Origin of the sequence: Streptomyces boetiae, assembly GCF_031845405.1 — a bacterium.
GTDB lineage: Bacteria > Actinomycetota > Actinomycetes > Streptomycetales > Streptomycetaceae > Streptomyces > Streptomyces boetiae.
This window is the reverse complement of record NZ_JAVREN010000002.1, coordinates 180442-203741: the sequence shown is the minus strand read 5'-3', so window position 1 is coordinate 203741 and position 23300 is coordinate 180442. Positions and strand designations below refer to the sequence as shown.

Below are 23300 nucleotides of genomic sequence, written 5' to 3'. Positions count from 1 at the left end.
TAGAGTCGGGCCGCTCCTCCAAATCGCCACGTGCGCCCACCAATTCAGCACCACCCAGGCAGGGGGCTTGACGTTGACCGACACAGGAATCTCTTGGGTGCTTGCCGCGGCCGTACTGCTGTGCGGGGCGATGGTCGCGGTGACCATGATGTCCCGCAGCCGCAAGCCCCAGAGCGAGGGCGCGGACTCCGACTCCTGGGAGCGCCTGGAGGCCGCGCGTCGACGGCGTGAGCGGATGTACGCCTCGCTCTCCTACACGCTGCTCTTCTGCTGCGCGGGCGTGGCCGCGGCCCTGTCGTTCCAGGGCCTGGTCGGCTTCGGCCGGGAGAACCTCGACCTGGCAGGCGGCTGGGAGTACCTCGTCCCCTTCGGCCTCGACGGGGCGGCCATGTTCTGCGCCGTCATCGCGGTGCGCGAGGCCAGCCACGGCGACTCCTCGATGGGCTCCCGGATGCTGGTGTGGCTCTTCGCCGGCGCCGCCGCCTGGTTCAACTGGGTCCACGCACCCCGCGGCATGGGCCACGCCGGCGCCCCGCAGTTCTTCGCCGGGATGTCGCTCTCGGCGGCCGTCCTCTTCGACCGGGCGCTGAAGCAGACCCGCCGCTCCGCGCTGCGCGAGCAGGGCCTGGTGCCGCGCCCGCTGCCGCAGATCCGCTTCGTGCGCTGGCTGCGCGCCCCGCGCGAGACGTACGGCGCCTGGTCGCTGATGCTGCTGGAGAACGTCCGCTCGCTGGACGAGGCCGTGGAGGAGGTCCGCGAGGACCGCAGGGCCAAGGAGAAGCAGCGCACCCTGCGCCGCGAGCAGCGGAAGCTGGAGCGGGCCCGGATGAAGGCGATCAGCCGCCACGGCCAGCTCCCGCCCGGCGCGCAGCCGCTGGAGCTGACGGCGGCGGCCCCGCAGCCCACCGACCCCTCGACGCTCGCGCCGGCCGCGGCCCCCCGCCCCCTGCGGACCCGCCCCCCGGAGCAGCCCGAGCCCGCCCCGGGCCCGGCCGCCCCGGGCGACCCGGCCTCGATCGGGCAGGCGAGCCCGCTGCTGGACTCGCTGGAGGAGCAGATCGCGCGCCTGGAGCAGCGGTTCAACTGACCGCCCGCCGACCCTGGGGTCGGCCGCACGGACCGGTGCCCCGGGCGTTCCCCCTTCATGGGGAACGCCCGGGGCACCGGCGTTTCGCGGGCCGTTGCGCCCGCAGGGCGCCGCGGGGTCAGGCGCCGAGGAGAACGCCCTCCAGCGACAGGAGGTGCCGCTTGCGGTCCAGGCCGCCGGCGTAGCCGGTCAGGGAGCCATCGGCGCCCAGGACGCGGTGGCAGGGGCGGATGACCGTCAGCGGGTTGGCGCCCACGGCCCCGCCGACCGCGCGGACCGAGCGCGGCGGCAGGCCGGCGAGGGCGGCCAGCCGGCCGTAGGTGATCGTGGACCCGTAGGCGACGCGGTCCAGCGCGGACCACACCCGCTGCCGGAACTCCGTGCCCCGCGGGGCGAGTTCGAGCTCGAACTCCTTCAGCTCCCCCGCGAAGTAGGCGTCGAACTGGCGGCGGGCCCCGGCGAAGGCCGCGTCCTCACGCCTCCAGCCGGGGCCGACCGCGGCGCCGCCCTTCTGGCCGGGCACGGTGACCGAGGCGAGAACGCCGGGCCGCGGGCCCGCGATCAGCAGCTCGCCGAGCGGGCTGGGGTGGGTGGTGTACAGCATCAGTGGCTTCCCTTCCGGTCGGCCCGCGCGGGGCCGGGGGTGTCGGGGGTGGTCGTCTCGGGGGTGCTCCCGGGGGCGGAGCCGGCGGGCGTCCCGGGGCCCGCGGTCGCCGCCCAGAGGTGGTGCACGGCGTAGGAACGCCAGGGGGCGGCGCGTCCGGCCGCCTCGGGCCCGGCGTTCAGCAGCCGCAGCCCGTGGCGGACGCCGGCGTCCCCGGGCAGGAACACGTCGGGGTCGCCCAGGGCCCGCATCCGCACGTAGCCGGCGGTCCAGGGCCCGACCCCGCGCACCGCGAGCAGCGCGCGCTCCGCCTCCGCGCGGTCCGCGCCGGGCCCCAGGTCGGCCGTTCCGTCGGCGAGGGCGGCCCCGATCGCCCGGAGGGTGGCGCGGCGGGAGCCGGGCATGCCCAGCTCGGTCAGGGCGGCGCCGGCCAGCGCGGCGGGCTCGGGAAAGAGGTGGGTGAGAGCGCCGTCCGGGGCGGGCAGGGGCTTGCCGTGGGCGGCGACCAGCGTCGCGGCCAGGGTCCTGGCGGCGGCCACGGTCACCTGCTGGCCGAGCACGGCCCGCACCGCCAGCTCGGCCGGGTCGGCCGCCCCGGGCGAGCGCAGTCCGGGCCTGGCCGCCACCAGGGGCCCGAACACCGGGTCGGCGCCGAGGCGTTCGGCCACGGCGTAGGGGTCGGCGTCCAGGTCGAACAGCCGCCGCACCCGCTGCACGGCCGCGGTCAGGTCGCGCGGGTCGGACAGCCGCAGGCGGCACGGCAGCCACCGGCCGCCCCGCGGCCCCGGCCACTCCCCCACCTCGGCCACGCCCGTGCCGTGTGGCAGCGCCAGCGTGCGGCGGTAGGTGCGCCGGCCCGGGGCGCCCGTGACCTCCTCGATCCCGGGGATCGCCCGCAGGGCGAGGAAGCCGAAGACCTGCCGCGCGTCGTAGGGCCCCCGGTAGGCCAGCCGCAGCGGGATGCCGGCGCTGTGGGGCGCCGCGCCCGCCTGCTCCCGGCCGCCGCGGGCGGCGGCCCGCAGCTCGGAGGGGGTGCGCGCGTACGTCTCCCGCATCGTGTCGTTGAACTGCCGCACGCTGGAGAACCCGGCAGCGAAGGCCACCTCCGTGACCGGCAGGCCCGTGCCGGTCAGCAGGATGCGGGCGGTGTGCGCGCGCTGGGCGCGGGCCAGCGCGACCGGGCCGGCGCCCAGCTCATCCGTGAGCTGCCGCTGCACCTGCCGGGCGCTGTAGCCCAGGCGCCGGGCGAGCCCGGCGACGCCCTCCCGGTCCACGACCCCGTCCGCGATCATGTGCATGGCGCGGGCGACGGCGTCGGCGCGGGCGTTCCACTGGGCCGAGCCGGGCACGGCGTCCGGGCGGCAGCGGCGGCAGGCCCGGAACCCGGCGGCCTGCGCGGCGGCGGCCGAGGGCAGGAAGCGGACGTTCTCCCGCTTCGGCGTGGTCGCCGGGCAGCTCGGCCGGCAGTAGATTCCCGTCGTCACGACGGCAGTGAAGAAGACGCCGTCGAAGCGCTCGTCCCGGCTGCGCACCGCCTCGTACCTGCTGTCATCGTCCATCACGCCCCCCAGTCTGCCGCGCGGCGGGGGCGGCGACTGGCGGGAATCGGACATTGCGGTGGGCGGGGCGTTCGGCGCGTCGCGGTCGGCGGGCGTTCCGCGCAGGGGACGGCCCCCGGTCCGCCGGGGGGCGGCGGGCCGGGGGCCGTGGTGTGGGGGGCGGGGTCAGGCCGCGGCCGGGACGGCCGGGGCCGCGGCGGGGGCCAGGGCCAGGTCGAGCACCTGGCGCACGTCCGTGACCGGGTGGACGTCGAGGTCCCGCAGGATCTCCGCGGGGACGTCGTCCAGGTCGGGCTCGTTCCGCTTCGGGATGATGACGGTGGTCACCCCGGCACGGTGGGCGGCGAGCAGCTTCTGCTTCACGCCGCCGATCGGCAGCACCCGCCCGGTCAGCGAGACCTCGCCGGTCATCGCCACGTCGGGCCGCACCTGCCGCCCGCTGAGCAGCGAGGCCAGGGCGGTCGTCATGGTGATGCCCGCGCTGGGCCCGTCCTTGGGCACGGCCCCGGCGGGGACGTGCAGGTGGACGCCGCGCTCCTTGAGGTCGCCGACCGGCAGCTCCAGCTCGGCGCCGCGCGAGCGCAGGTAGGACAGGGCGATCCGGCCGGACTCCTTCATCACGTCGCCAAGCTGGCCGGTCAGGGTCAGCCCGGCGCCGCCGGTCTCGGGATCGGCCAGCGAGGCCTCGATGTAGAGGACGTCGCCGCCCGCGCCCGTCACCGCCAGGCCCGTGGCCACGCCGGGGACGGCCGTGCGCCGGGCGTTCGGCTCCTGCGCGGCCTCCGGGGTGTGGTGCGGGCGGCCGATCAGGTCGCGCAGGCCGTCGGCCGTGACGGTGAACGGCAGGGTCAGCTCGCCCAGTTCGGCGCGGGCCGCGACCTTCCGCAGCAGGCGGGCGACGGTCCGCTCCAGGCCGCGCACCCCGGCCTCGCGGGTGTACTCGCCGGCGAGCCGGCGCAGCACCTCGTCCTCGACCGTGACCTCGCCGGGGGCCAGCCCGGCGCGCTCAAGCTGCCGGGGCAGCAGGTGGCCGCGGGCGATGGTGACCTTCTCCTCCTCGGTGTAGCCGTCGAGCCTGACCAGCTCCATGCGGTCGAGCAGCGGCTGCGGGATGGCCTCCAGGACGTTGGCGGTGGCCAGGAAGACCACGTCCGAGAGGTCCAGCTCGACCTCCAGGTAGTGGTCGCGGAAGGTGTGGTTCTGGGCGGGGTCCAGGACCTCCAGCAGCGCGGCGGAGGGGTCGCCCCGGTAGTCGCTGCCGACCTTGTCGATCTCGTCCAGCAGGACGACGGGGTTCATCGACCCGGCCTCCCTGATCGCGCGGACGACGCGGCCGGGCAGGGCGCCGACGTAGGTGCGGCGGTGGCCGCGTATCTCGGCCTCGTCGCGGACGCCGCCCAGGGCGACGCGGACGAATTTCCGGCCCATGGCGCGGGCCACGCTCTCCCCGAGGCTGGTCTTGCCGACGCCGGGCGGACCGGCCAGGGCGAGCACGGCGCCGCCGCGGCGGCCCCCGATAACGCCCAGGCCGCGGTCCCCGCGCCGCTTGCGGACGGCCAGGTACTCGGTGATCCGGGCCTTCACGTCCTCAAGACCCGCGTGGTCGGCGTCCAGCACGGCCTTGGCGCCGGGGATGTCGTAGGCGTCCTCGGTGCGGACGTTCCACGGCAGGTCCAGGACGGTGTCCAGCCAGGTGCGGATCCAGCCGCCCTCGGGGCTGGCGTCGGAGGACCGCTCCAGCTTGCCGACCTCCTTCAGCGCGGCCTCGCGCACCTTCTCGGGCAGGTCGGCGGCCTCCACGCGGGCGCGGTAGTCCTCGCCCTCGTCGGCGGCGTCGCCGTTCAGCTCGGCCAGCTCCTTGCGGACGGCCTCAAGCTGGCGGCGCAGCAGGAACTCCCGCTGCTGCTTGTCCACGCCCTCTTGGACGTCCTTGGCGATGGTCTCGGCGACGTCCTGCTCGGCGAGGTGGTCGCTCAGGAGCCGGGTCGCCAGGCGCAGGCGCTCGACGGGGTCGGTGGTCTCCAGCAGGGAGACCTGCTGGTCCGCGGTGAGGAAGGGCAGGTAGCCGGCGTTGTCCGCGAGCTGGCCCGGGTCCTCGATCTGGGCGACCCGGTCCACGACCTGCCAGGCGCCGCGCTTGCGCAGCCAGGTGGTGGACAGGGCCTTGTACTCCTTGACGTATTCCTTGACCTGCTCGGCGACGGGGCCGGGCAGGGCGCTGGGAACGGCCTCCTCGACCGGGGTGCCCTCCACCCACAGCGCGGCGCCGGGGCCGGTCGTGCCGGCGCCGATCCGCACGCGGCGCAGGCCGCGCACGAGGGCGCCGGGGTCGCCGTCGGCCAGCCGCCCGACCTGCTCCACCCGCCCCAGCACGCCGAGCGCCCGGTAGGCGCCGTCCACGCGGGGCACGAGCAGCACGCGCGGCTTCTCCCCCCGCGGCGCGGCGGCCTGAGCGGCCTCGACGGCGGCCCGCACCTCGGAGTCGGACAACTCCAGCGGAACCACCATCCCCGGCAGCACCACCGAGTCTCCGAGCGGCAGCACCGGCAGGGTGAGTACATCGAACGACGAAGTCATGACGTCTCCCTCGGCAGGCAAATTGAGCTATGCCGACTCAATGCACGACCCCTCCGGGATGTTCCCGCCCCGCCACCCCGTTCGCTGTGAGCGATCACCCTCCGGGGCCGGCCCCGGCTCCCCGCGGGACGGCCACCGCGCCCCGGCTGCGCCGCGCAGCCCGCACGGGAGGATTCTTCTGCCGGGCCGGGGCAGCCGCCGCCCCCGCCTGCACCGCGCACCGCACGACCCGAGTCCGGAGCCAGTCCGCCCTCCGCCGGCAGAAGCCGGGGGCCGGGAGAGCGGACGCCGCGGCGTCGGGCACCGCGTGCGCGGCCCGGCCTGGGAACGCGCCTCCGGCGGTAGCCCGGGGCGGCGCCCCGGGTGCGAGCGCCGCGCGCGGCCCGGGATCGGGGGCGCCTGCGGCAATAGCCTGGGGCCCGGCTCAGCGCTCCGGGAGCAAGCGCCGTACCCGGGCCGGGCCCGCCGCCCCACACCGCCGAAGGCGGGACCCGCACGGTCCACGCCCCGCGTCCGAAGCCCGGGGCGTAGCGGCGCCCCGGCTGAGGCAGGTGCGGGCCCCGTAGGCCCGGGGCAGCGCCCCGACAAGAACGGGGCGGGGCAACACCCCGGTCAAGCGCCGTGCGCAGCGTCCGGGGTCGGAGCGGTCCCCGGGAGGAGCCCCGGGCCCGGAGCAGCGCCCCGGCCGAGGGGGGGGCGGGGCGACCGCCGGAGGCGCTACGTTTCGCGGAGGACGCGGAAGAGGAAGTCGCGGGTCGCCGTGGGGGGTTCGGATTCGATGACCAGGCGGTTCATGATGTGGCGGTACTGCTCGACGTCCTGGGGTTTGTCGGGGAAGATGCCGCCGGTGGGCTGCTCCAGGTAGACCACGTCCGGCAGGTCGCCGCCCGGCGGGCGCAGGATCGTGACCGGGCCGGCGATCGCCGCGTGGCCCCCGGCGTGGAAAGGGATGACCTGGATCGTGACGTGCGGCAGGTCGGACAGCTCCAGCAGGCGGCCAAGCTGACGCCGCATCAGCGGCGGCCCCGCCATCGAGCGGCGCAGCGCGGCCTCGTCGATGACGACCCAGACGTGCGGCGGACGTTCGCGGAAGAGGATGCGCTGCCGGGCCATCCGCAGCTCGACGCGGCGCTCGATCCGCTCGCCCGCGTCCCCGAAGCCCAGCCGCAGCACCGCGTGCGCGTACTCCTCGGTCTGGAGCAGGCCGGGGACGAACTGCAGCTCGTACCCCCGGATGACCGTGGCCGTCTGCTCCAGGCCGAGGTAGACGTTCAGCCAGCTGGGAACCAGGTCGTGGTAGACGTGCCACCAGCCGGGGCTGCCGGACTGGCGGGCGAGTGCGAGCAGCGTGGCCCGCTCGTCCTCGTCGGTGACGCCGTAGAGCGTGAGCAGGTCGGCGACATCGTGCGTCTTGAAGCCGGTGCGGCCCATCTCCAGGCGGCTGATCTTGGAGTGCGAGGCACGGATGCGGGCCCCGGCCTCGGCCCCCGTGATGCCGCGGGCCTCGCGCAGCCGCCGCAGGCGGGCGCCGAGGATCATGCGGGGAACGGTCGGCCCGGTCTGCCGGTAGTCGACGGTGCGGGGAAAGACCTCCTCGCGGACGGCTCTCCCGGCGGCTTCGCTCGCGATCGGCTCCACGCCCATGTACGCTCCCCTGCCGTCGTCGCGCCCGCCCAACTGTACTAGACCGCTTCAAGGCGGGGACTGGATCGGCGGCGAGCAAACCTCTTACCGTAGCCGCATGACGCGCAGCACCCACGCGGTGACGAATCAGGCCCCGCCCCTGGTGGGTTACGACCTCTTCGCCCGGGACGTGGCCCTCTCCGAGGGCTTCGCCCGGCACGTGGACGGGGCGGTGGCGGCCGAGGCGACGGCGGAGCTGAGCGAGCTGGGCCGGCTGGCCGGCGGCCACGAGGCGCAGGAGTGGGGACGGCAGGCGAACGCCCACCCGCCCGTGCTGCGCACCCACGACCGGTACGGGAACCGGATCGACGAGGTCGAGTTCCACCCCTCCTACCACCTGCTGATGGAGCGGGCCGTGGCGGCCGGCCTGACGGACGCCTGGTCGCGGCCGAGCGGGCAGCTACGGCGGGCGGCCGGGTTCCTGGTCTGGTCGCAGGTGGAGTCGGGGCACGGGTGCCCGGTGTCGATGACGCACTCGGCCGTTCCCGCGCTGCGGGCCGCCCCGGAGCTGGCGGCGGTGTGGGAGCCGCTGCTGACCTCGCGGGTGTACGAGCCGGGGCTGCGGCCGGCGTCGGGCAAGGCCGGGGCGCTGGCGGGGATGGGCATGACGGAGAAGCAGGGCGGCTCCGACGTGCGGGCCAACACCACGCGCGCCGAGCCGGTCTCCGACGCGCCGGGGGCGTACGTCCTGACCGGGCACAAGTGGTTCTGCTCGGCGCCGATGTGCGACGCGTTCCTGGTGCTGGCGCAGGCGCCGGGCGGCCTGACCTGCTTCCTGCTGCCCCGGGTGCTGCCCGGCGGCGAGCGGAACGCCTTCCTGGTCCAGCGCCTGAAGGAGAAGCTGGGCAACCACTCCAACGCCTCGGCCGAGGTGGAGTTCGACGGCACGACGCTGGCCTGGCGGGTGGGCGAGGAGGGCCGCGGGGTGCCGGCCATCATCGAGATGGTGGCCGCGACCCGGCTGGACTGCGTGGCCGGCTCGGCCGCGGTGATGCGGCAGGCGGTGGCCCAGGCCGTGCACCACGCCGCGCACCGCTCGGCCTTCGGGGGGCCGCTGATCGACAAGCCGCTGATGCGCAACGTCCTGGCCGACCTGGCGCTGGAGTCGGAGGCGGCGACCGCGCTGCTGCTGCGGCTGGCCGCCGCGGCGGACGCGGCGGCGGCAGGCAGCGCCCAGGAGCGGCACCTGCTGCGCCTGGCGGTGCCCGCCGCGAAGTACTGGGTGACCAAGCGCTGCACGCCCGTGGCGGCCGAGGCGCTGGAGTGCCTGGGCGGGAACGGGTACGTCGAGGAGTCGGGCATGCCGCGGCTGCTGCGCGAGTCCCCGCTGAACTCCATCTGGGAGGGCTCGGGCAACGTGCAGGCGCTGGACGTGCTGCGCGCGCTGCAACGCGAGCCGGGCGCGCTGAACGCCTTCCTGGCCGAGGTGGGGCGCGCGGCGGGCGCGGACCACCGGCTGGACGCGGCGATCAAGGGCGTGCTGGCCGAGCTGTCGGACCTGGAGGGCATCGAGGCGCGGGCGCGGCGGCTGACGGAGCGGCTGGCGCTGGTGCTCCAGGGCTCCCTGCTGGTGCGGCACGCCCCGGCGGAGGTGGCGGACGCGTTCTGCGCCTCGCGGCTGGGCGGGGACTGGGGAACGGCCTTCGGCACGCTGCCGCACGGCGCGGCGCTGGAGGCGATCGTGGAGCGGGCCCGGCCGCACGCGGGCTGAGCCCGCCGCGGGACCGGGAGGCCCCGGCGGAAGGCCCCCCGGCCAGAGGGAGGGGCACTGTGGTGGAATGCGGGGCATGCAGGTGACGACCTGGTCGCTGGAGCAAATCTCCCCGGACGACCTCATCCCGGCCTCCGGCCTCGCGAGCGCCCCCGGCGCCGACCCCGGCGTCCGCGAAGAGGACGGGGTGTCCGGCATCCGGACCGTGCGCGCCGGGGTGCCGAGCCCCGAGTTCAGCCGGTTCCTCTACACGGCCGTGGGCGGGGACGTGCACTGGACGGACCGCCTGGGGTGGAGCCACGCGCGGTGGCGGGCGTTTCTGGAGCGGCCCGGCGTGGAGACCTGGGTGGCCTGGGACCGCGGCACGCCCGCCGGGTTCGTGGAGCTGGACCCGCAGGACGAGGGCGCGGTGGAGATCAGCTACTTCGGGCTGCTGCCGGCGTTCCGGGGGCGCGGGATCGGCGGCCGGCTGCTGACGCTGGGCACCGCGCGGGCCTGGGACCTGGCGGAACGCTGGCCCGGCCGCGCGCCCACCCGGCGGGTGCGGGTCCACACGTGCAGCATGGACGGGCCGTACGCGCTGGAGAACTACCGGCGGCGCGGCTTCCGGGTCGTCGCCACCGACGTGGCCGAGGAGGAGCCCTCGAAGGCCCCCGGACCCTGGCCCGGAGCCTTCGACCCTGCGTGACCACATCCTCACAGCTTCCACATATTGAGACAATGGCATCCACATAGTGGATAGCGGTGGACTGACGCGTCACCGCGTGCCACGCTGCCGTCATGTCGCGAGCTGGAGAAGTCCTGGTGAGCCGGTGCCCCGCCGGCCTCTGTCGCACGTCCAGCGCCATGTGCCGGGCGTGTTAAGAGCCTGACACCGGCCCCCGGAGGGCCCGCACCGGCAGCCGCCGGACGGGACCCGCCGCGAGCCGCCCCGCCGACCGGCCCGCGCCGTACCCCGCATGGCCGCGCGGCCCCCTGCCACGACCGCCCCCGCCCGACTCTGCCGCGCAGAAGGAACTCGTGACGATGTCCGACTCCCCGAAGAAGCCCGCCGCCCCGACCCGGCGGAAGGCCGGCCGCCACCGCGGTGAAGGACAGTGGGCCGCCGGGCACTTCACGCCCCTCAACCCCAACGAGCAGGTCAAGAAGGACGACGACGGTCTCAATGTGCGGACGCGCATCGAGACGATCTACGCCCACCGCGGGTTCGAGGCCATCGACGGGCAGGACCTGCGCGGCCGGATGCGCTGGTGGGGGCTGTACACCCAGCGGCGGCCCGGGATCGACGGCGGCAAGACGGCCGTTCTGGAGCCGGAGGAGCTGGACGACGAGTACTTCATGCTCCGGGTGCGGATCGACGGCGGGCAGTTGACCACCGTGCAGCTGCGGGTCATCGCCGAGATCTCCCAGGAGTTCGCGCGCGGCACGGCCGACATCACCGACCGGCAGAACGTGCAGTACCACTGGATCCGCATCGAGGACATGCCGGAGATCTGGCGCCGGCTGGAGGCCGTGGGCCTGTCCACCGCCGAGGCCTGCGGCGACACCCCGCGCGTGATCATCGGCTCCCCCGTCGCGGGCATCGCCGAGGACGAGATCATCGACGGCACCCCGGCCATCGAGGAGATCCACCGCCGCGTGGTGGGCAACAAGGCGTACTCCAACCTCCCGCGGAAGTTCAAGACCGCCGTCTCCGGCTCCCCCCTGCTGGACGTGGCCCACGAGGTCAACGACGTGGCCTTCGTCGGCGTCGTCCACCCCGAACTCGGCCCCGGCTTCGACGTCTGGGTCGGCGGCGGCCTGTCCACCAACCCGCGCTTCGGCGCCCGCCTGGGCGCCTGGGTCCCGCTGGAGGAGGTGGCCGACGTCCACGAGGGCATCGTCGGCCTCTTCCGCGACTACGGCTACCGCCGGCTGCGCACCCGCGCCCGCATCAAGTTCCTCGTCGCCGACTGGGGCCCGGAGAAGTTCCGGCAGGTGCTGGAGGACGAGTACCTGCTGCGCAGGATGGCCGACGGACCCGCGCCCGCGCAGCCCCCGCACGCCTGGCGCGACCACGTCGGCGTCCACCGGCAGAAGGACGGCCGTTACTACGTCGGCTTCGCGCCCAAGGTGGGCCGCGTGGACGGCACCACGCTGGCGAAGATCGCCGACCTCGCCGAGGCCCACGGGTCCCAGCGGGTGCGCACCACCGTCCAGCAGAAGATGCTCATCCTGGACGTGGCCGAGGAGCAGGTCGCCCCGCTGACCGAGGGCCTGGCCGCGCTGGGCCTGACGGCCGCGCCCTCCTCGTTCCGCCGCGGGACGATGGCCTGCACCGGCATCGAGTTCTGCAAGCTGGCCATCGTCGAGACCAAGGGCCGCGGCGCCTGGCTGATCGAGGAGCTGGAGCGCCGCCTGCCCGGCTTCGACGAGCCGATCACCATCAACATCAACGGCTGCCCCAACTCCTGCGCCCGCATCCAGGTCGCGGACATCGGACTCAAGGGCCAGCTCGTCACCGACGACGACGGCCGCCAGGTCGAGGGCTTCCAGGTGCACCTCGGCGGCGCCCTCGGCCTGGACCCCGCCTTCGGGCGCAAGGTCCGCGGCCTGAAGGTCACCGCCGAGGGCCTGGCCGACTACGTCGAGCGGGTGCTGCGCGCCTACCAGGACCAGCGCGAGGACGGCGAGCGGTTCGCCCAGTGGGTGGCCCGCGCCGACGAGGGGGCCCTGTCATGAGCGAGCGCGCCGCCCCCTTCTACTGCCCCTACTGCGGGGACGAGGACCTGCGGCCGAACGAGGAGGGCCACGGCGCCTGGGAATGCGCCTCGTGCAACCGGGCGTTCCGGCTGTCGTTCCTCGGCCTGCTGGCCCGGGGACTGGCGCGTCCGGGAACCCCCGCGGGGGACGGCGAAGGCGGCGACGCGGACGCGCGCCGACCGCATGCCTGAGAGAGCCTGAGGAAGGGGCACCATGACCACTGTCACCGCCACCACCCCTCCGCGCAGAGCGGAGGACGAGCTGCGCGCGCTGGCCGAGCGGGCCGGGCGCGAGCTGGAGGACGCCGACGCGCAGGAGATCCTGCGCTGGGCGGCCGACACCTTCGGGGCCCGCCTGTGCGTCACCTCCTCCATGGAGGACGCGGTCGTCGCCCACCTCGCCGCGCGCGCCCGGCCCGGCATCGACGTCCTGTTCCTGGACACCGGCTACCACTTCGTGGAGACCATCGGGACCCGCGACGCCGTTGCCGCGGTGATGGACGTCAACGTCATCACACTCACCCCGCGACAGTCGGTGGCCGAGCAGGACGCCGAATTCGGCCCCCGGCTGCACAACCGGAACCCCGATCTGTGCTGCGCCATGCGGAAGGTTGAGGTGCTTCGGGACGGTTTGGGCCCCTACGATGCGTGGATCACGGGACTGCGCCGCGACGAATCACCCTCGCGCGCCGACACGCCGGTCGTGGGATGGGACGCCCGGTGGGGAAAGGTGAAGATTTCCCCCCTGGCCCGCTGGACCCAGGCGGATGTGGAAGCCTATGTCACCGAACACGGCGTGCTCACCAACCCGCTCCTCCAGGACGGTTACGCGTCCATAGGCTGCGCCCCCTGCACCCGCCGGATAGCCCAGGGCGAGGACGTGCGGGCGGGCCGCTGGGCCGGCCTCGGCAAGACCGAGTGCGGTCTGCACGGATGAGATGACGGCAGCGACCACACCCCGGGGCAGCGCCCCGGCGCGGCCACGGGCAGGGCGCGCCGGAGGCCCGTCCCCTCGACCCCACAACCCCACACCGACGACGGCCCGCGCCGCCCCCGGCGCCGGGAAGACTCCCCCCCCACCGGGACGACCGAAGAAGCCCACCCCACCGGGACGGACCAGCCGGCCGGGACGAACGACAGGACAAGGAGCCGGAGATGAGCGAGCACGGCCAGGGCGCCACCATCTGGCTCACCGGCCTGCCCAGCGCGGGCAAGACCACCATCGCCCGGGCCCTGGCCCGGCGGCTGGCCGAGGAGGGCCACCGGGTCGAGGTGCTGGACGGCGACGAGATCCGCGAGTTCCTCTCCGCGGGCCTCGGCTTCGGCCGCGAGGACCGCGACACCAACGTCCAGCGCATCGGGTTCGTCGCCGAACTCCTCTCCTCCCACGGGGTCAAGACCCTGGTCCCCGTCATCGCCCCCTACGCCGACAGCCGCGAGGCGGTGCGCAAGCGCCACCAGGCCGCCGGCACCGGCTACGTCGAGATCCACGTCGCCACCCCCGTCGAGGTCTGCTCGGAGCGCGACGTGAAGGGCCTGTACGCCAAGCAGGCCGCCGGGCAGCTCACCGGGCTGACCGGCGTGGACGACCCCTACGAGGAGCCGGTCGAGCCGGACCTGCGGATTGCCGCCCATGAGCAGTCCGTCGCCGAGTCCGCCGACGCCGTGCACGCTCTCCTCGCCGCACGGGGGCTGCTGTGAGCCCCGCACCCTCTCCGAGCACAGCGACGAAATCAAAGCGACGAAAGGAGCACGGCGTGACCGTCACCGCACGCCGGCCCGCCGGCAGCGCCGGCAGCCCGTACGCACTGTCGCACCTGGACGTCCTGGAGTCCGAGGCCGTCCACATCTTCCGCGAGGTCGCGGGCGAGTTCGAGCGGCCCGTGATTCTCTTCAGCGGCGGCAAGGACTCGATCGTCATGCTGCACCTGGCGCTGAAGGCGTTCGCGCCCGCACCGCTGCCGTTCGCGCTGCTGCACGTGGACACCGGGCACAACTTCCCCGAGGTCATCGCCTACCGCGACCGGGTGGTGGCCCAGCACGGGCTGCGCCTGCACGTGGCCTCCGTCCAGGAGTTCATCGACCGAGGCGAGCTGCGCGAGCGCCCCGACGGCACGCGCAACCCCCTCCAGACCGTGCCGCTGCTCGACGCGATCCGCGGCGGCCGTTTCGACGCGGTCTTCGGCGGCGGGCGGCGCGACGAGGAGAAGGCCCGCGCCAAGGAGAGGGTGTTCTCGCTGCGCGACGAGTTCGGCGGCTGGGACCCGCGCCGCCAGCGCCCCGAGCTGTGGCAGCTCTACAACGGCCGCCACGCCCCCGGCGAGCACGTGCGCGTCTTCCCGCTCTCCAACTGGACCGAGCTGGACGTGTGGCAGTACATCGGCCGGGAGAAGATCGAGATCCCGGAGATCTACTTCGCCCACGAGCGGGACGTCTTCCTGCGCAACGGCATGTGGCTGGCGCCCGGCGAGTGGGGCGGGCCCGGGGACGACGAGCGCGCCGAACGGCGTCTGGTCCGCTATCGCACGGTCGGGGACATGTCCTGCACCGGGGCCGTGGAGTCCGACGCCGCGACGATCGAGCAGATCATCGCGGAGATCGCCGCTTCCCGGCTCACGGAGCGCGGCGCGACCCGGGCGGACGACAAGCTGTCCGAGGCCGCGATGGAGGACCGCAAGAGGGAGGGGTACTTCTGATGAGCCCCGACTCCCCGGCGTCCTCCGCCGTGACCGCCGCGGTCGACCGCGCCACCGAGACCTCACTGCTGCGCTTCGCCACCGCCGGCTCCGTGGACGACGGCAAGTCCACCCTCGTCGGCCGCCTCCTGCACGACTCCAAGTCGGTCCTCGCCGACCAGCTCGAAGCCGTCGAGGCCGCCTCCCTCAGCCGCGGCTCCGAGTCCGTGGACCTGGCCCTGCTGACCGACGGCCTGCGCGCCGAGCGCGAGCAGGGCATCACCATCGACGTGGCCTACCGTTACTTCGCCACCCCCCGGCGCCGGTTCATCCTCGCCGACACCCCGGGCCACGTGCAGTACACGCGGAACATGGTCACCGGGGCCTCCACCGCCGAGCTGGCCATCATCCTGGTGGACGCCCGCAACGGCGTGGTCGAGCAGACCCGCCGCCACGCCGCGGTCGCCGCCCTGCTGCGCGTCCCGCACGTGATGCTCGCGGTCAACAAGATGGACCTCGTCGGCTACGCCGAGGCCGTCTTCGCCACCATCGCCGGGGAGTTCTCGGACTACGCGGCCTCCCTGGGCATCCCCGAGGTCACCGCCATCCCCATCTCGGCGCTGGCCGGGGACAACGTCGTCACGCCCTCGGGCGCGATGGACTGGTACGGCGGCCCGACCGTCCTGGAGCACCTGGAGACCGTGCCGGTCGCGCACGACCCGGCGGCCGACCCCGCGCGTTTCCCCGTGCAGTACGTCATCAGGCCGCAGACCGCCGAGCACCCCGACTACCGCGGGTACGCCGGGCGGATCGCCTCCGGCGTGCTGCGCGTGGGCCAGCGCGTGGTGGTCCAGCCCTCGGGGCGGACCACGACCATCCGCCGCATCGACGCCCTGGGCCAGTCCGTGGACGCGGCCTGGGCGCCCCAGTCGGTGACCCTCACCCTCGCCGACGACCTCGACGTCTCGCGCGGCGACCTCATCGCGCCGGCCTCCCCCGGCGACGCGGCCGAGCCCACCCAGGACGTCACCGCGACGGTCTGCCACCTCCACGACCGCCCCCTGGCCCCGGGCGCGCGGGTGCTGCTGAAGCACGCCACGCGGACGGTCAAGGCGATCGTCAAGGAGATCCCCTCGCGGCTGACGCTCGACGACCTGTCGCACCACCGCGACCCCGGCGAGCTGGCGCCGAACGACATCGGCCAGGTCGTCCTGCGCACCTCCGAGCCCCTGGCCATGGACGCCTACGCGCAGTCCCGGGCCACCGGCTCCTTCCTGCTCATCGACCCGGCAGACGGCTCCACCCTCACCGCCGGCATGGCCGGCGCGGCCTTCGCCGACCCGTCCGCCGCGACCGCCGCGGACGACGCCCCCGGTGAATGGGACTTCTGACCGTGACAGGGGAGGTCTTCTCGACGTTCGCGAAAGAGGGCGGCCGCGTCGGCAGCGGCACCCTCGGCAGCGGTGAGGGCGGCATGGGGCGATGTGCCGGCTGACACAGCCGCCGCTCGTCCCTTCCCGCCCCGCCCCCCGAGAGGACCTTTCCGTATGCACATCGCTCTCGCGCGTGCCCGCGCCAGACGCCCCGGACGCCGGCTGGCAGCCGCCGCCGCGGCTCTGGTCCTGGGAGTCCTCACGGCGTGCGGCTACGGCTCCGAGGCAAGGAACGACGACAGGGACCGGGCCGTCGGCGGCGAGCCGCTCTCCGCGGAGACCGTCGACGTGGGCTACTTCGCCAACATCACCCACGCCACCGCCGTGGTCGGCCTCCAGGAGAACGGCCTGATCCGGCAGGAGCTGGCCGGCACCAGGGCCAGCACGCAGGTCTTCAACGCCGGCCCCTCCGCCATCGAGGCCCTGAACGCCGGCGACCTGGACGTGGCGTTCCTCGGGCCCAGCCCGACGATCAACGGCTTCGCCCAGTCCGGCGGCGAGAGCCTGCGGATCGTCGCCGGTGCGGCCTCCGGGGGCGCCTCGCTGGTGGTGAACCCGGACCGCGTCTCCGGCCCGGAGGACCTGGAGGGCGCCCGGATCGCCTCCCCCCAGCTGGGCAACACCCAGGACGTGGCGCTGCTCAGCCATCTCGCCGACGAGGGCTACCAGGTGGACCCGCAGACGGGCGAGGGGGACGTGCAGGTCTTCCGGATCAGCAACGCGGAGATCCCCGCCGCCTTCTCCGGCGGCGACATCGACGGCGCCTGGGTGCCCGAGCCCACGGCCGCCACCCTGCTCAGCCGTGGCGCCGAGACGCTGCTGGACGAGGGCGAGCTGTGGCAGGACGGCCGTTACGTGGTGACCCACGTGATCGCCGCCCAGGACTTCCTGGCGCAGCACCCGGACGTGGTCGAGGCCATCGTCCGCGGCGTGGTGCGCACCAACGCCTGGATCAACGACAACCCGGCCGACGCCCGGGAGATCTTCAACGCCGAGCTGGCCCGGCTGCCCGGCGGCGGCGAGCTGCCCGCGGAGGTCCTCGACCCGGCCTTCGAGCACGTGGAGTTCCTCGACGACCCACTGGCCGAGACGCTGCGCGCCGGAGCCGAGAACGCCGTGGAGGTCGGCCTGCTGGACGAGCCCGACCTCACGGGCATCTACGACCTGTCCATCCTCAACCGCGTGCTCGCGGACCAGGGCCTGCCGGAAGTAACCGACGCCGGCCTCGGCGCCCGGTAGCCGACCACCCCCACGTCCCCCAGGAGGTGACGCAGATGGCCATCACCGTCTCGAAAGCCGGCAGCGCCGTGGACACCGCGAAAGCCGACTACGCGGTCCGGCTCGACCACGTCTCGAAGTCCTTCGGCCGGCCGGGCCGGCAGCAGCTCGTGCTGGACGACATCAGCCTCGACGTCGGCCCCGGAGAGTTCGTGACCCTCCTCGGGGCCTCGGGGTGCGGCAAGTCGACGCTCCTCAACCTCGTCGCGGGCCTGGACGCGGCGTCCTCGGGCACCATCACGGTGCCCGACGGGCGCCCGGCCCTGATGTTCCAGGAGCACGCCCTCTTCCCGTGGCTGACCGCGGGCAAGAACATCGAACTCGCGCTGCGGCTGCGCGGCGTGCCGAAGTCCGAGCGCCGCCCGGAGGCCGAGCGGCTGCTGGCCCTGGTCCGCCTCCAGGGCTCCTACGGCAAGCGGGTTCACGAGCTGTCGGGCGGCATGCGGCAGCGCGTCGCGCTGGCCCGCGCGCTCGCCCAGGCCAGCCGCCTGCTGCTGATGGACGAGCCCTTCGCGGCGCTGGACGCCATCACCCGGGACGTGCTCCACGAGGAGCTGACCCGGATCTGGCAGGAGACCGGCGTCTCGGTGCTGTTCGTCACGCACAACGTCCGGGAGGCGGTCCGGCTCGCGCAGCGCGTCGTGCTCCTCTCCTCCCGCCCCGGCCGGATCGCCGCGACCTGGGACGTGGGGATCGAGCAGCCGCGCCGCATCGAGGACGCGGAGGTCTCCGCCCTCTCCGTGGCCATCACCGAACGCCTCCGGGAGGAGATCCGCCGCCATGGCCAGCAGTGACACCAGGGGACTCGCCAATTCCCCCGGCGGGCCCGCCGCCGAGGGCGGCTCCACCGACCTCGCCGGCCTGGAGGCCGGCCTGGACGCGCTGGACAGCGCTCCCGCCTCCGAGCGGCTCCCCCTGGGCCGCATCCTCGTCGGCAAGGTGCTGCCCCCGCTGGTGGCCATCGCCCTGGTCCTGACGGTCTGGCAGCTGGTCTACCTCGCCGACGTGCAGCGCGACGACCTCCTCCCCGGCCCGCTGGACGTGTGGGAGGAGTACGCGGAGATGTGGCGGCAGGGAACGCTCTTCGAGTACGTCTGGACGAGCGTCTCCCGCGGCATCCTCGGCTTCGCCATCGCCATTTTGGCCGGCACCCCGCTGGGCCTGCTCGTGGCCCGGGTCAAGCTGGTGCGGGCCGCGATCGGGCCCGTGCTGACGGGCCTGCAGTCGCTGCCCTCCATCGCCTGGGTCCCGGCCGCCATCATCTGGTTCGGCCTGAGCAACGGGGCCATCTACACCGTGGTGCTGCTGGGCGCCGTGCCCTCCATCGCCAACGGCATCGTGGCCGGCGTCGACCAGATCCCGCCGCTGTACCTGCGGGCGGGGCGGATGCTCGGCGCCCGGGGCCTGGCGAGTGTCCGGCACGTGCTGCTCCCCGCTGCGCTGCCGGGCTACCTCGCCGGGCTGAAGCAGGGCTGGGCGTTCTCGTGGCGCTCGCTGATGGCGGCAGAACTGATCGTGCAGTCCCCGCAACTCGGCACCGGGCTCGGCCAGCTCATGGAGGGCTACCGCAACCTCTCGAACATGGCGGGAATCCTCGGCTCGATCATCCTGATCCTCGTCGTCGGCGTGGCCATCGACCTGCTGTTCTTCTCCCCGCTGGAACGCCGGGTGCTGCGCAGCCGCGGCCTGCTGGCCCGCGCGTCGTGACCGGCCTCCACCCCCCGGGCCCCGCGGGCCGGGGGGATGCCCCCGGGGCGCTGCTGATCGTCGCGCACGGCAGCCGCGACCCCCGGCACGCCGCGGCCGTCTCCGCGCTCACCGCGCGGGTGCGCGCGCTCGCGCCGAACCTGCGGGTCGCCACCGGCTTCCTGGACTTCAGCATCCCCGGCATCGGCGAGGCGCTGGACGGGCTCCACGCGGCGGGCGAGCGGCACGTGGTCGCCCTGCCCCTGCTGCTGAGCCGCGCCTTCCACGCCAAGACCGACATACCCGCGGCCCTGGCCGCGCACCGCGACCGCCTGCCGGGACTCACCGTCCAGCAGGCGGACGTTCTCGGCCCCCGCACCCCCGCCGGAACGCCCGCGGGCGCGGCCGAGGCCCTGCTGACCGCCGCCCTGGAGCGGCGGCTGGCCCAGGCCGGGCTGCGGGCCGAGGACCGCTCCCGCACCGGGGTGGTGCTGGCCGCGGCCGGCTCGACCGACCCCGAGGCGCTGGCCGGGATCGCCCGGCTGGCCCGCCACTGGCGCCGCACGGGCCGCTGGTGCGCGGTCCGCCCCGCGTTCGCCTCCGCCTCCTCCCCGACCACCGCGGAGGCGGTGCGCGCGCTGCGCGCCGACGGCATCGACCGGGTGGCGGTCGCGCCGTATGTCATCGCGCCCGGGCGGCTGCCCGACCGCATCCTGTCCGGCGCCCGGGAGGCCGGCGCGGACCTGGTCGCCGCCGTCCTCGGCCCCTCCCCCGAACTGGCCCGCCTGATGCTCCTGCGCTACCGCGCCGCGCTCGCGGCCGACTCCCGCACCCGCCTCGCGGGCTGACCCCGCCGCGGCGCACAGCCCTTGGCGCCCGCTGCCCGCGCCCGCCGCGTGCCGGGCGGGACGCCCGCCACGCGGCGTCGGCCCGACGCCGGGCACGGCAGCCGAGCCGTCCCGTGGCGGCATCCCCGAGCCCCCGGGGCAAACAGGGGCGGACGCGTGAACGCGGGTCCGTGGGAATGCGGAAGAACGCCGGAGGGCGGTGCCCGGGGGCACCGTCGCCAGGAGAAGCGACGGGGACGGACGTGCGCTGGATCGCCTTCTGCGACGAGGGGTACGCCTCCTCGCTGGCCGCCGCCTCGCTGCGGGCGGTCGGCCTGTCCCGGGCCACCGACCTGGCCGGCGGCTTCCAGGCGTGGCGGCGGGCCGGCCTGCCGGTCACCCCGCCGCCCGCGGGCCGGCCCCGGGGCCTGTCCTAGTCGGTCTCGGGGACGCGGGGGTCCGCGCCGCCGAGGATCGCGGCCTCGGTCTCCGGAGGCAGGCCCACCGGGGACCGGGCCGGGTGGGCGGCGGGGCGGGCACCCTCGGCCCGCATCCAGGCCCAGGTGTCGGCGACGGTCGCGGCGACCGGGCGGCAGCGCAGCCCGGCGGCCAGGGCCCTGGAGACGTCCGAGCGGTGCAGGGCGTCGTGGAGCGGCCCCGGCGGGGTCCACACCGGCAACTCGGTCCAGCCCTGCACCCCGGCGGCGGCGATCACCTCCGGTTCGGTCCAGCGCAGTTCGGCCTCGGCGCCGGTGACCTCGGCGCAGGCGTCGAGCAGTTCGCCCATGGTGGCGTGGCCGGAGGGGCTGACGAGGTCGTAGGGGCCGGCCAGGCCGCGGGCGGCGGCGTCCAGCGTCCAGCGGGCCAGGTCGCGGGCGTCCACGTACTGCAACGGCAGCTCCCGGGGCCCCGGGGCCAGGACCGGGCCGCCGCGGGCGAGGCGGGTCAGCCACCAGGGCAGGCGGCCGACGTCCTCGTGCGGGCCCAGGATCAGGCCCGCGCGGACCAGGAGGGTGCGGTCCTCGCCGAAGGCGCCGAGCGCGGCCAGCTCCCCGCCGCGCTTGTCCTCGGCGTAGGCCCTGGCGGGCGCGTCGGGCGAGCCCCCGACCAGGGGGCCGTCCTCGGCCTGTCCGGCGGGAGGCGGCCAGGCGTAGACGGAGCGGCTGGAGACGTAGGTGAAGTGGCGCGCGCGGCCGGCCAGCAGGCGGGCGGCGTCGCGCACGGCGGTGGGCGCCTCGCTCCAGGTGTCCACGACCAGGTCCCACCGCCCGCTCTCCAGGGCCGCGAGGCCGCCTCGGGAGGCGGCGGTGCGGTCCCCGCGCAGGGCGTTCACCCCGGGCGGCGCGGAGGCGCTGCCGCGGTTGAGGACGGTGACCCGCCAGCCGCGGGCGGCGCCTTCCTCGGCCACGGCCCGGCCGACGAAGCCGGTGCCGCCCAGGACCAGGAGGGAGGGGAGGTGCTGTTCGCCGTTCATGCGCCCACCCTGCCGCGCGCGGGGCCGGGGAGGGAAGCGGACCTGCCGACAGCAGAAAGCCCCCCGCGCAGCGGGGAGGGGCGCCGGGAGTCAGTCGAGCAGCGCGAGCAGGGCGGCGACCGTGCGCCAGTTGCGGACCGTGGTCCGCGTGCCGGGGACGGGGGCGGCCAGAACCGCGCCCAGGCGGCTGCGACCCATGCCCTCGGGGAACCACGCGAAGATCTCGCGTTCGCCCAGCCGGAATTCCTCGGGCGCCCACGCGGCCGGGTCCTCACCGGCCAGGCGGTGCGAGGCCGCGGGGCGGTCGAGGAAGAGGACGGCGAGCCGGGCCGGGTCCAGCTCGGCGGCGGGGAAGGGGCAGCGCGCGGCGGCGGCGCGCAGCTCCACGCCGGTGAGGACCAGGCAGGGGACGGCGAAGCCGAAGCGCTCCTCGATCGCCGCCTCCACCGCGGCGGCCAGCTCGCCCGGGTCCTGCGCGGGGGCGGTGAAGACGGCGTTGCCGCTCTGGAGATGGGTGCGCACGTCCGCGTGCCCGAGCCCGGTGAGCAACGCCCGCAGCTCGGCCATCGGGACCCTCTTGTGGCCGCCGACGTTGATCCCGCGCAGCAGGAGGACGTACCTCAGGACACCGGGCGGGACTGCTCCCACACCCACTCGAACTCCTCCCGGTAGGTCTCGAACAGGCTCAGCTCCCCCGCCGGCAGCTCGGGGCCGCCGGGCACGATGTCCCGCCCGGCGCGGCGCAGCACGAGGGCGGGCGTCTCCATGCCGCGGCTGCGCCGCAGGTAGGACTGGACGACGGCCACGCCGTCCGGGCCGTCGGCGTCCACGAAGTAGGCGCTGAAGCGCGGGGTGTCGTCGGAGACGTGGATCTCGAACGCCTCGGTGTCCCGCACCCGGCCGCGCACCCGCCGCACGTGCAGGATGTTGGTCTCCACGGAGCGGGCCAGCTCGCCGCGCTTGAGGCCCAGCTCGCGCTCGCGGCGGCGCATGGCCGCGCTCGCGGGGTTGAGGAAGAGAAGCCGCAGCCGGCAGCCGCCCTCGGCCAGCCGGATCAGGCGGCGGCCGGGGAAGTTCTGCACCAGCAGGCCGAGTCCGGTGCCCACGGCATCCAGGCGCCTGGCGCCTGAGAACAGATCCTCGGCGGGGAGCTGGCGTTGCAGCCGCACCCGGTCGGGGTGAACGCCCGCCACGTCCGTGAAGCGGTCGCCGACCAGGTGCTCGACGGCGTCGGCGGGGAGGCGCCCGGCCGCGGCGGGGGCGCCGGAGTCGAGCATCCGCAGCAGCCGGCGGCAGCCGCGTTCCGCCTGCTCGGAGACGGCCCTGCTCAGGCCGCGGTTGCGGCTGACGGCGCTGCGGGCGACCTCCAGCTCGTCCAGGGTCAGCTCCAGCTCGCGCCGGTTGGCCAAATACGGGGAGAACAGCGGCCAGTGCTGCACCATGAGTTCACGCAGTTGCGGAAGGGTCAGGAAGGCGAGGACGGTGTCATCGGCGGGATCGAGCAGGTGCCCCTTGCGGCGGCTGACCTCGCGGAGCGCCGCGGCCCGCTGCACCCACTCCTGGCCCGTCGGCCCGGCCGCCGCCGTTTCCCACTCCTCGCCGTGCACCGGCTCGTACACCGGGCGCAGCACGGCGGAGACGACGGAGCGCAGCCGCTGCTCGACGAGGTTGAGCCAGACGTACGCCCGCCCGGCGCGCTCCACCCGGGTGCGGACCTCGGCCCAGTCCTCGGGCGTCCAGTCCAGGTCGGCGCCGATCTCCACCGGGCGCGGCACCGGGACCGCCGTCCCCGGGGGCGCCTGGGCGGTGTCGTTGCCGTTGCCCGAAGCCCCCGAGGGCAGTTCCAGCCCCGAAGAGCTCACCACCTGCACCGCCTTCCGCAGCCCCACCGATGGATCAAGGAAGCCTACTGCGGCTCCGCGCCCCCGTGCAGCACGGACCGGGACCGGATTCCGGTCCCGCGCC

Annotated in this window: 20 protein-coding genes and 1 pseudogene; 14 read left to right on the top strand and 7 right to left on the bottom strand. The window is 75.2% G+C overall.

Annotated elements, in window-relative coordinates:
- The first annotated feature begins 67 nt into the window (after positions 1 to 67).
- Positions 68 to 1087, top strand: coding sequence for a DUF2637 domain-containing protein (locus tag RM780_RS02055; protein ID WP_311628653.1), 1020 nt, complete (start codon positions 68 to 70; stop codon positions 1085 to 1087).
- Positions 1088 to 1205: 118 nt separating this feature from the next.
- On the opposite strand, the gene RM780_RS02050 is transcribed toward RM780_RS02055, so the two are convergent.
- The 4 genes from RM780_RS02050 to RM780_RS02035 all read right to left on the bottom strand — a co-directional run bounded on the left by RM780_RS02050 (position 1206) and on the right by RM780_RS02035 (position 7471).
- Positions 1206 to 1691 carry a methylated-DNA--[protein]-cysteine S-methyltransferase gene (locus RM780_RS02050; protein ID WP_311628652.1) on the bottom strand — a complete coding sequence of 162 codons (486 nt, stop codon included), beginning with the start codon at positions 1689 to 1691 and terminating at the stop codon, positions 1206 to 1208.
- Complete coding sequence (locus RM780_RS02045; RefSeq protein ID WP_311628702.1) at positions 1691 to 3250, bottom strand: AlkA N-terminal domain-containing protein; 1560 nt, start codon at positions 3248 to 3250, stop codon at positions 1691 to 1693. Before RM780_RS02045 ends, RM780_RS02050 begins: the two co-directional genes overlap by 1 nt.
- Positions 3251 to 3415: 165 nt before the next feature.
- The gene (gene lon / locus RM780_RS02040; protein ID WP_311628651.1) at positions 3416 to 5827 is read right to left on the bottom strand and encodes an endopeptidase La; all 2412 of its coding nucleotides are present in this window, start codon (positions 5825 to 5827) and stop codon (positions 3416 to 3418) included.
- Positions 5828 to 6544: 717 nt separating this feature from the next.
- A complete protein-coding gene (locus tag RM780_RS02035) occupies positions 6545 to 7471 on the bottom strand; it encodes a helix-turn-helix domain-containing protein (protein WP_394812863.1) in 927 nt (308 codons plus the stop codon).
- A 97-nt stretch (positions 7472 to 7568) separates the two neighbouring features.
- Between RM780_RS02035 and RM780_RS02030 the strand changes: the two genes are divergently transcribed.
- The 13 genes and pseudogenes from RM780_RS02030 to RM780_RS01970 form a co-directional block, all read left to right on the top strand.
- Positions 7569 to 9221, top strand: a complete 1653-nt coding sequence (locus tag RM780_RS02030) for an acyl-CoA dehydrogenase family protein (protein WP_311628650.1) — start codon at positions 7569 to 7571, stop codon at positions 9219 to 9221.
- Between the two features lie 67 nt (positions 9222 to 9288).
- Positions 9289 to 9909 (top strand): GNAT family N-acetyltransferase, encoded by a 621-nt coding sequence (locus tag RM780_RS02025; protein ID WP_311628649.1) that lies wholly within the window; start codon positions 9289 to 9291, stop codon positions 9907 to 9909.
- Positions 9910 to 10247: 338 nt separating this feature from the next.
- Positions 10248 to 11942: a nitrite/sulfite reductase gene (locus RM780_RS02020; RefSeq protein WP_311628648.1), complete on the top strand. Its 1695-nt coding sequence runs from the start codon at positions 10248 to 10250 to the stop codon at positions 11940 to 11942.
- Complete coding sequence (locus RM780_RS02015) at positions 11939 to 12154, top strand: hypothetical protein (protein WP_311628647.1); 216 nt, start codon at positions 11939 to 11941, stop codon at positions 12152 to 12154. Before RM780_RS02020 ends, RM780_RS02015 begins: the two co-directional genes overlap by 4 nt.
- Before the next feature lie 22 nt (positions 12155 to 12176).
- Positions 12177 to 12899, top strand: coding sequence for a phosphoadenylyl-sulfate reductase (locus RM780_RS02010; protein WP_311628646.1), 723 nt, complete (start codon positions 12177 to 12179; stop codon positions 12897 to 12899).
- Between the two features lie 218 nt (positions 12900 to 13117).
- Entirely contained in the window at positions 13118 to 13663 is a 546-nt protein-coding gene (gene cysC / locus RM780_RS02005) for an adenylyl-sulfate kinase (RefSeq protein WP_311628645.1), read from the top strand.
- A 56-nt stretch (positions 13664 to 13719) separates the two neighbouring features.
- Entirely contained in the window at positions 13720 to 14658 is a 939-nt protein-coding gene (gene cysD, locus RM780_RS02000) for a sulfate adenylyltransferase subunit CysD (protein WP_311628644.1), read from the top strand.
- On the top strand, positions 14658 to 16028 hold the full coding sequence (locus RM780_RS01995; RefSeq protein WP_311628643.1) for a sulfate adenylyltransferase subunit 1: 1371 nt from the start codon (positions 14658 to 14660) through the stop codon (positions 16026 to 16028). Before cysD ends, RM780_RS01995 begins: the two co-directional genes overlap by 1 nt.
- 156 nt (positions 16029 to 16184) lie before the next feature.
- Positions 16185 to 17309, top strand: coding sequence for an ABC transporter substrate-binding protein (locus tag RM780_RS01990; protein ID WP_311628642.1), 1125 nt, complete (start codon positions 16185 to 16187; stop codon positions 17307 to 17309).
- Between the two features lie 35 nt (positions 17310 to 17344).
- Positions 17345 to 18142 (top strand): ABC transporter ATP-binding protein, encoded by a 798-nt coding sequence (locus tag RM780_RS01985; protein ID WP_311628641.1) that lies wholly within the window; start codon positions 17345 to 17347, stop codon positions 18140 to 18142.
- Entirely contained in the window at positions 18129 to 19055 is a 927-nt protein-coding gene (locus RM780_RS01980) for an ABC transporter permease (RefSeq protein ID WP_311628640.1), read from the top strand. The genes RM780_RS01985 and RM780_RS01980 overlap by 14 nt, the downstream gene beginning before the upstream one ends.
- On the top strand, positions 19052 to 19882 hold the full coding sequence (locus tag RM780_RS01975) for a sirohydrochlorin chelatase (RefSeq protein WP_311628639.1): 831 nt from the start codon (positions 19052 to 19054) through the stop codon (positions 19880 to 19882). Before RM780_RS01980 ends, RM780_RS01975 begins: the two co-directional genes overlap by 4 nt.
- 221 nt (positions 19883 to 20103) lie before the next feature.
- A pseudogene (locus tag RM780_RS01970) lies at positions 20104 to 20298 on the top strand (rhodanese-like domain-containing protein); the annotation flags it as partial.
- On the opposite strand, the gene RM780_RS01965 reads toward RM780_RS01970, so the two are convergent.
- The 3 genes from RM780_RS01965 to RM780_RS01955 form a co-directional block, all read right to left on the bottom strand.
- Complete coding sequence (locus RM780_RS01965; RefSeq protein ID WP_311628638.1) at positions 20295 to 21335, bottom strand: NAD-dependent epimerase/dehydratase family protein; 1041 nt, start codon at positions 21333 to 21335, stop codon at positions 20295 to 20297. The pseudogene RM780_RS01970 and the gene RM780_RS01965 overlap by 4 nt on opposite strands.
- Before the next feature lie 90 nt (positions 21336 to 21425).
- Entirely contained in the window at positions 21426 to 21983 is a 558-nt protein-coding gene (locus RM780_RS01960) for a DUF1697 domain-containing protein (protein WP_394812868.1), read from the bottom strand.
- On the bottom strand, positions 21956 to 23197 hold the full coding sequence (locus RM780_RS01955; protein WP_311628700.1) for an SAV2148 family HEPN domain-containing protein: 1242 nt from the start codon (positions 23195 to 23197) through the stop codon (positions 21956 to 21958). The genes RM780_RS01960 and RM780_RS01955 overlap by 28 nt, the downstream gene beginning before the upstream one ends.
- Positions 23198 to 23300 lie beyond the last annotated feature (103 nt).

Excerpts from the sequence above, each read along its gene's own strand:
- RM780_RS02050 (WP_311628652.1), bottom strand. The coding sequence starts at position 1,691 with ATGCTGTACACCACCCACCCCAGCCCGCTCGGCGAGCTGCTGATCGCG.
- RM780_RS02045 (WP_311628702.1), bottom strand. The coding sequence starts at position 3,250 with ATGGACGATGACAGCAGGTACGAGGCGGTGCGCAGCCGGGACGAGCGC.
- lon (WP_311628651.1), bottom strand. The coding sequence starts at position 5,827 with ATGACTTCGTCGTTCGATGTACTCACCCTGCCGGTGCTGCCGCTCGGA.
- RM780_RS02035 (WP_394812863.1), bottom strand. The coding sequence starts at position 7,471 with ATGGGCGTGGAGCCGATCGCGAGCGAAGCCGCCGGGAGAGCCGTCCGC.
- RM780_RS02030 (WP_311628650.1), top strand. The coding sequence starts at position 7,569 with ATGACGCGCAGCACCCACGCGGTGACGAATCAGGCCCCGCCCCTGGTG.
- RM780_RS02025 (WP_311628649.1), top strand. The coding sequence starts at position 9,289 with ATGCGGGGCATGCAGGTGACGACCTGGTCGCTGGAGCAAATCTCCCCG.
- RM780_RS02020 (WP_311628648.1), top strand. The coding sequence starts at position 10,248 with ATGTCCGACTCCCCGAAGAAGCCCGCCGCCCCGACCCGGCGGAAGGCC.
- RM780_RS02015 (WP_311628647.1), top strand. The coding sequence starts at position 11,939 with ATGAGCGAGCGCGCCGCCCCCTTCTACTGCCCCTACTGCGGGGACGAG.
- RM780_RS02010 (WP_311628646.1), top strand. The coding sequence starts at position 12,177 with ATGACCACTGTCACCGCCACCACCCCTCCGCGCAGAGCGGAGGACGAG.
- cysC (WP_311628645.1), top strand. The coding sequence starts at position 13,118 with ATGAGCGAGCACGGCCAGGGCGCCACCATCTGGCTCACCGGCCTGCCC.
- RM780_RS01995 (WP_311628643.1), top strand. The coding sequence starts at position 14,658 with ATGAGCCCCGACTCCCCGGCGTCCTCCGCCGTGACCGCCGCGGTCGAC.
- RM780_RS01990 (WP_311628642.1), top strand. The coding sequence starts at position 16,185 with ATGCACATCGCTCTCGCGCGTGCCCGCGCCAGACGCCCCGGACGCCGG.
- RM780_RS01985 (WP_311628641.1), top strand. The coding sequence starts at position 17,345 with ATGGCCATCACCGTCTCGAAAGCCGGCAGCGCCGTGGACACCGCGAAA.
- RM780_RS01980 (WP_311628640.1), top strand. The coding sequence starts at position 18,129 with ATGGCCAGCAGTGACACCAGGGGACTCGCCAATTCCCCCGGCGGGCCC.
- RM780_RS01965 (WP_311628638.1), bottom strand. The coding sequence starts at position 21,335 with ATGAACGGCGAACAGCACCTCCCCTCCCTCCTGGTCCTGGGCGGCACC.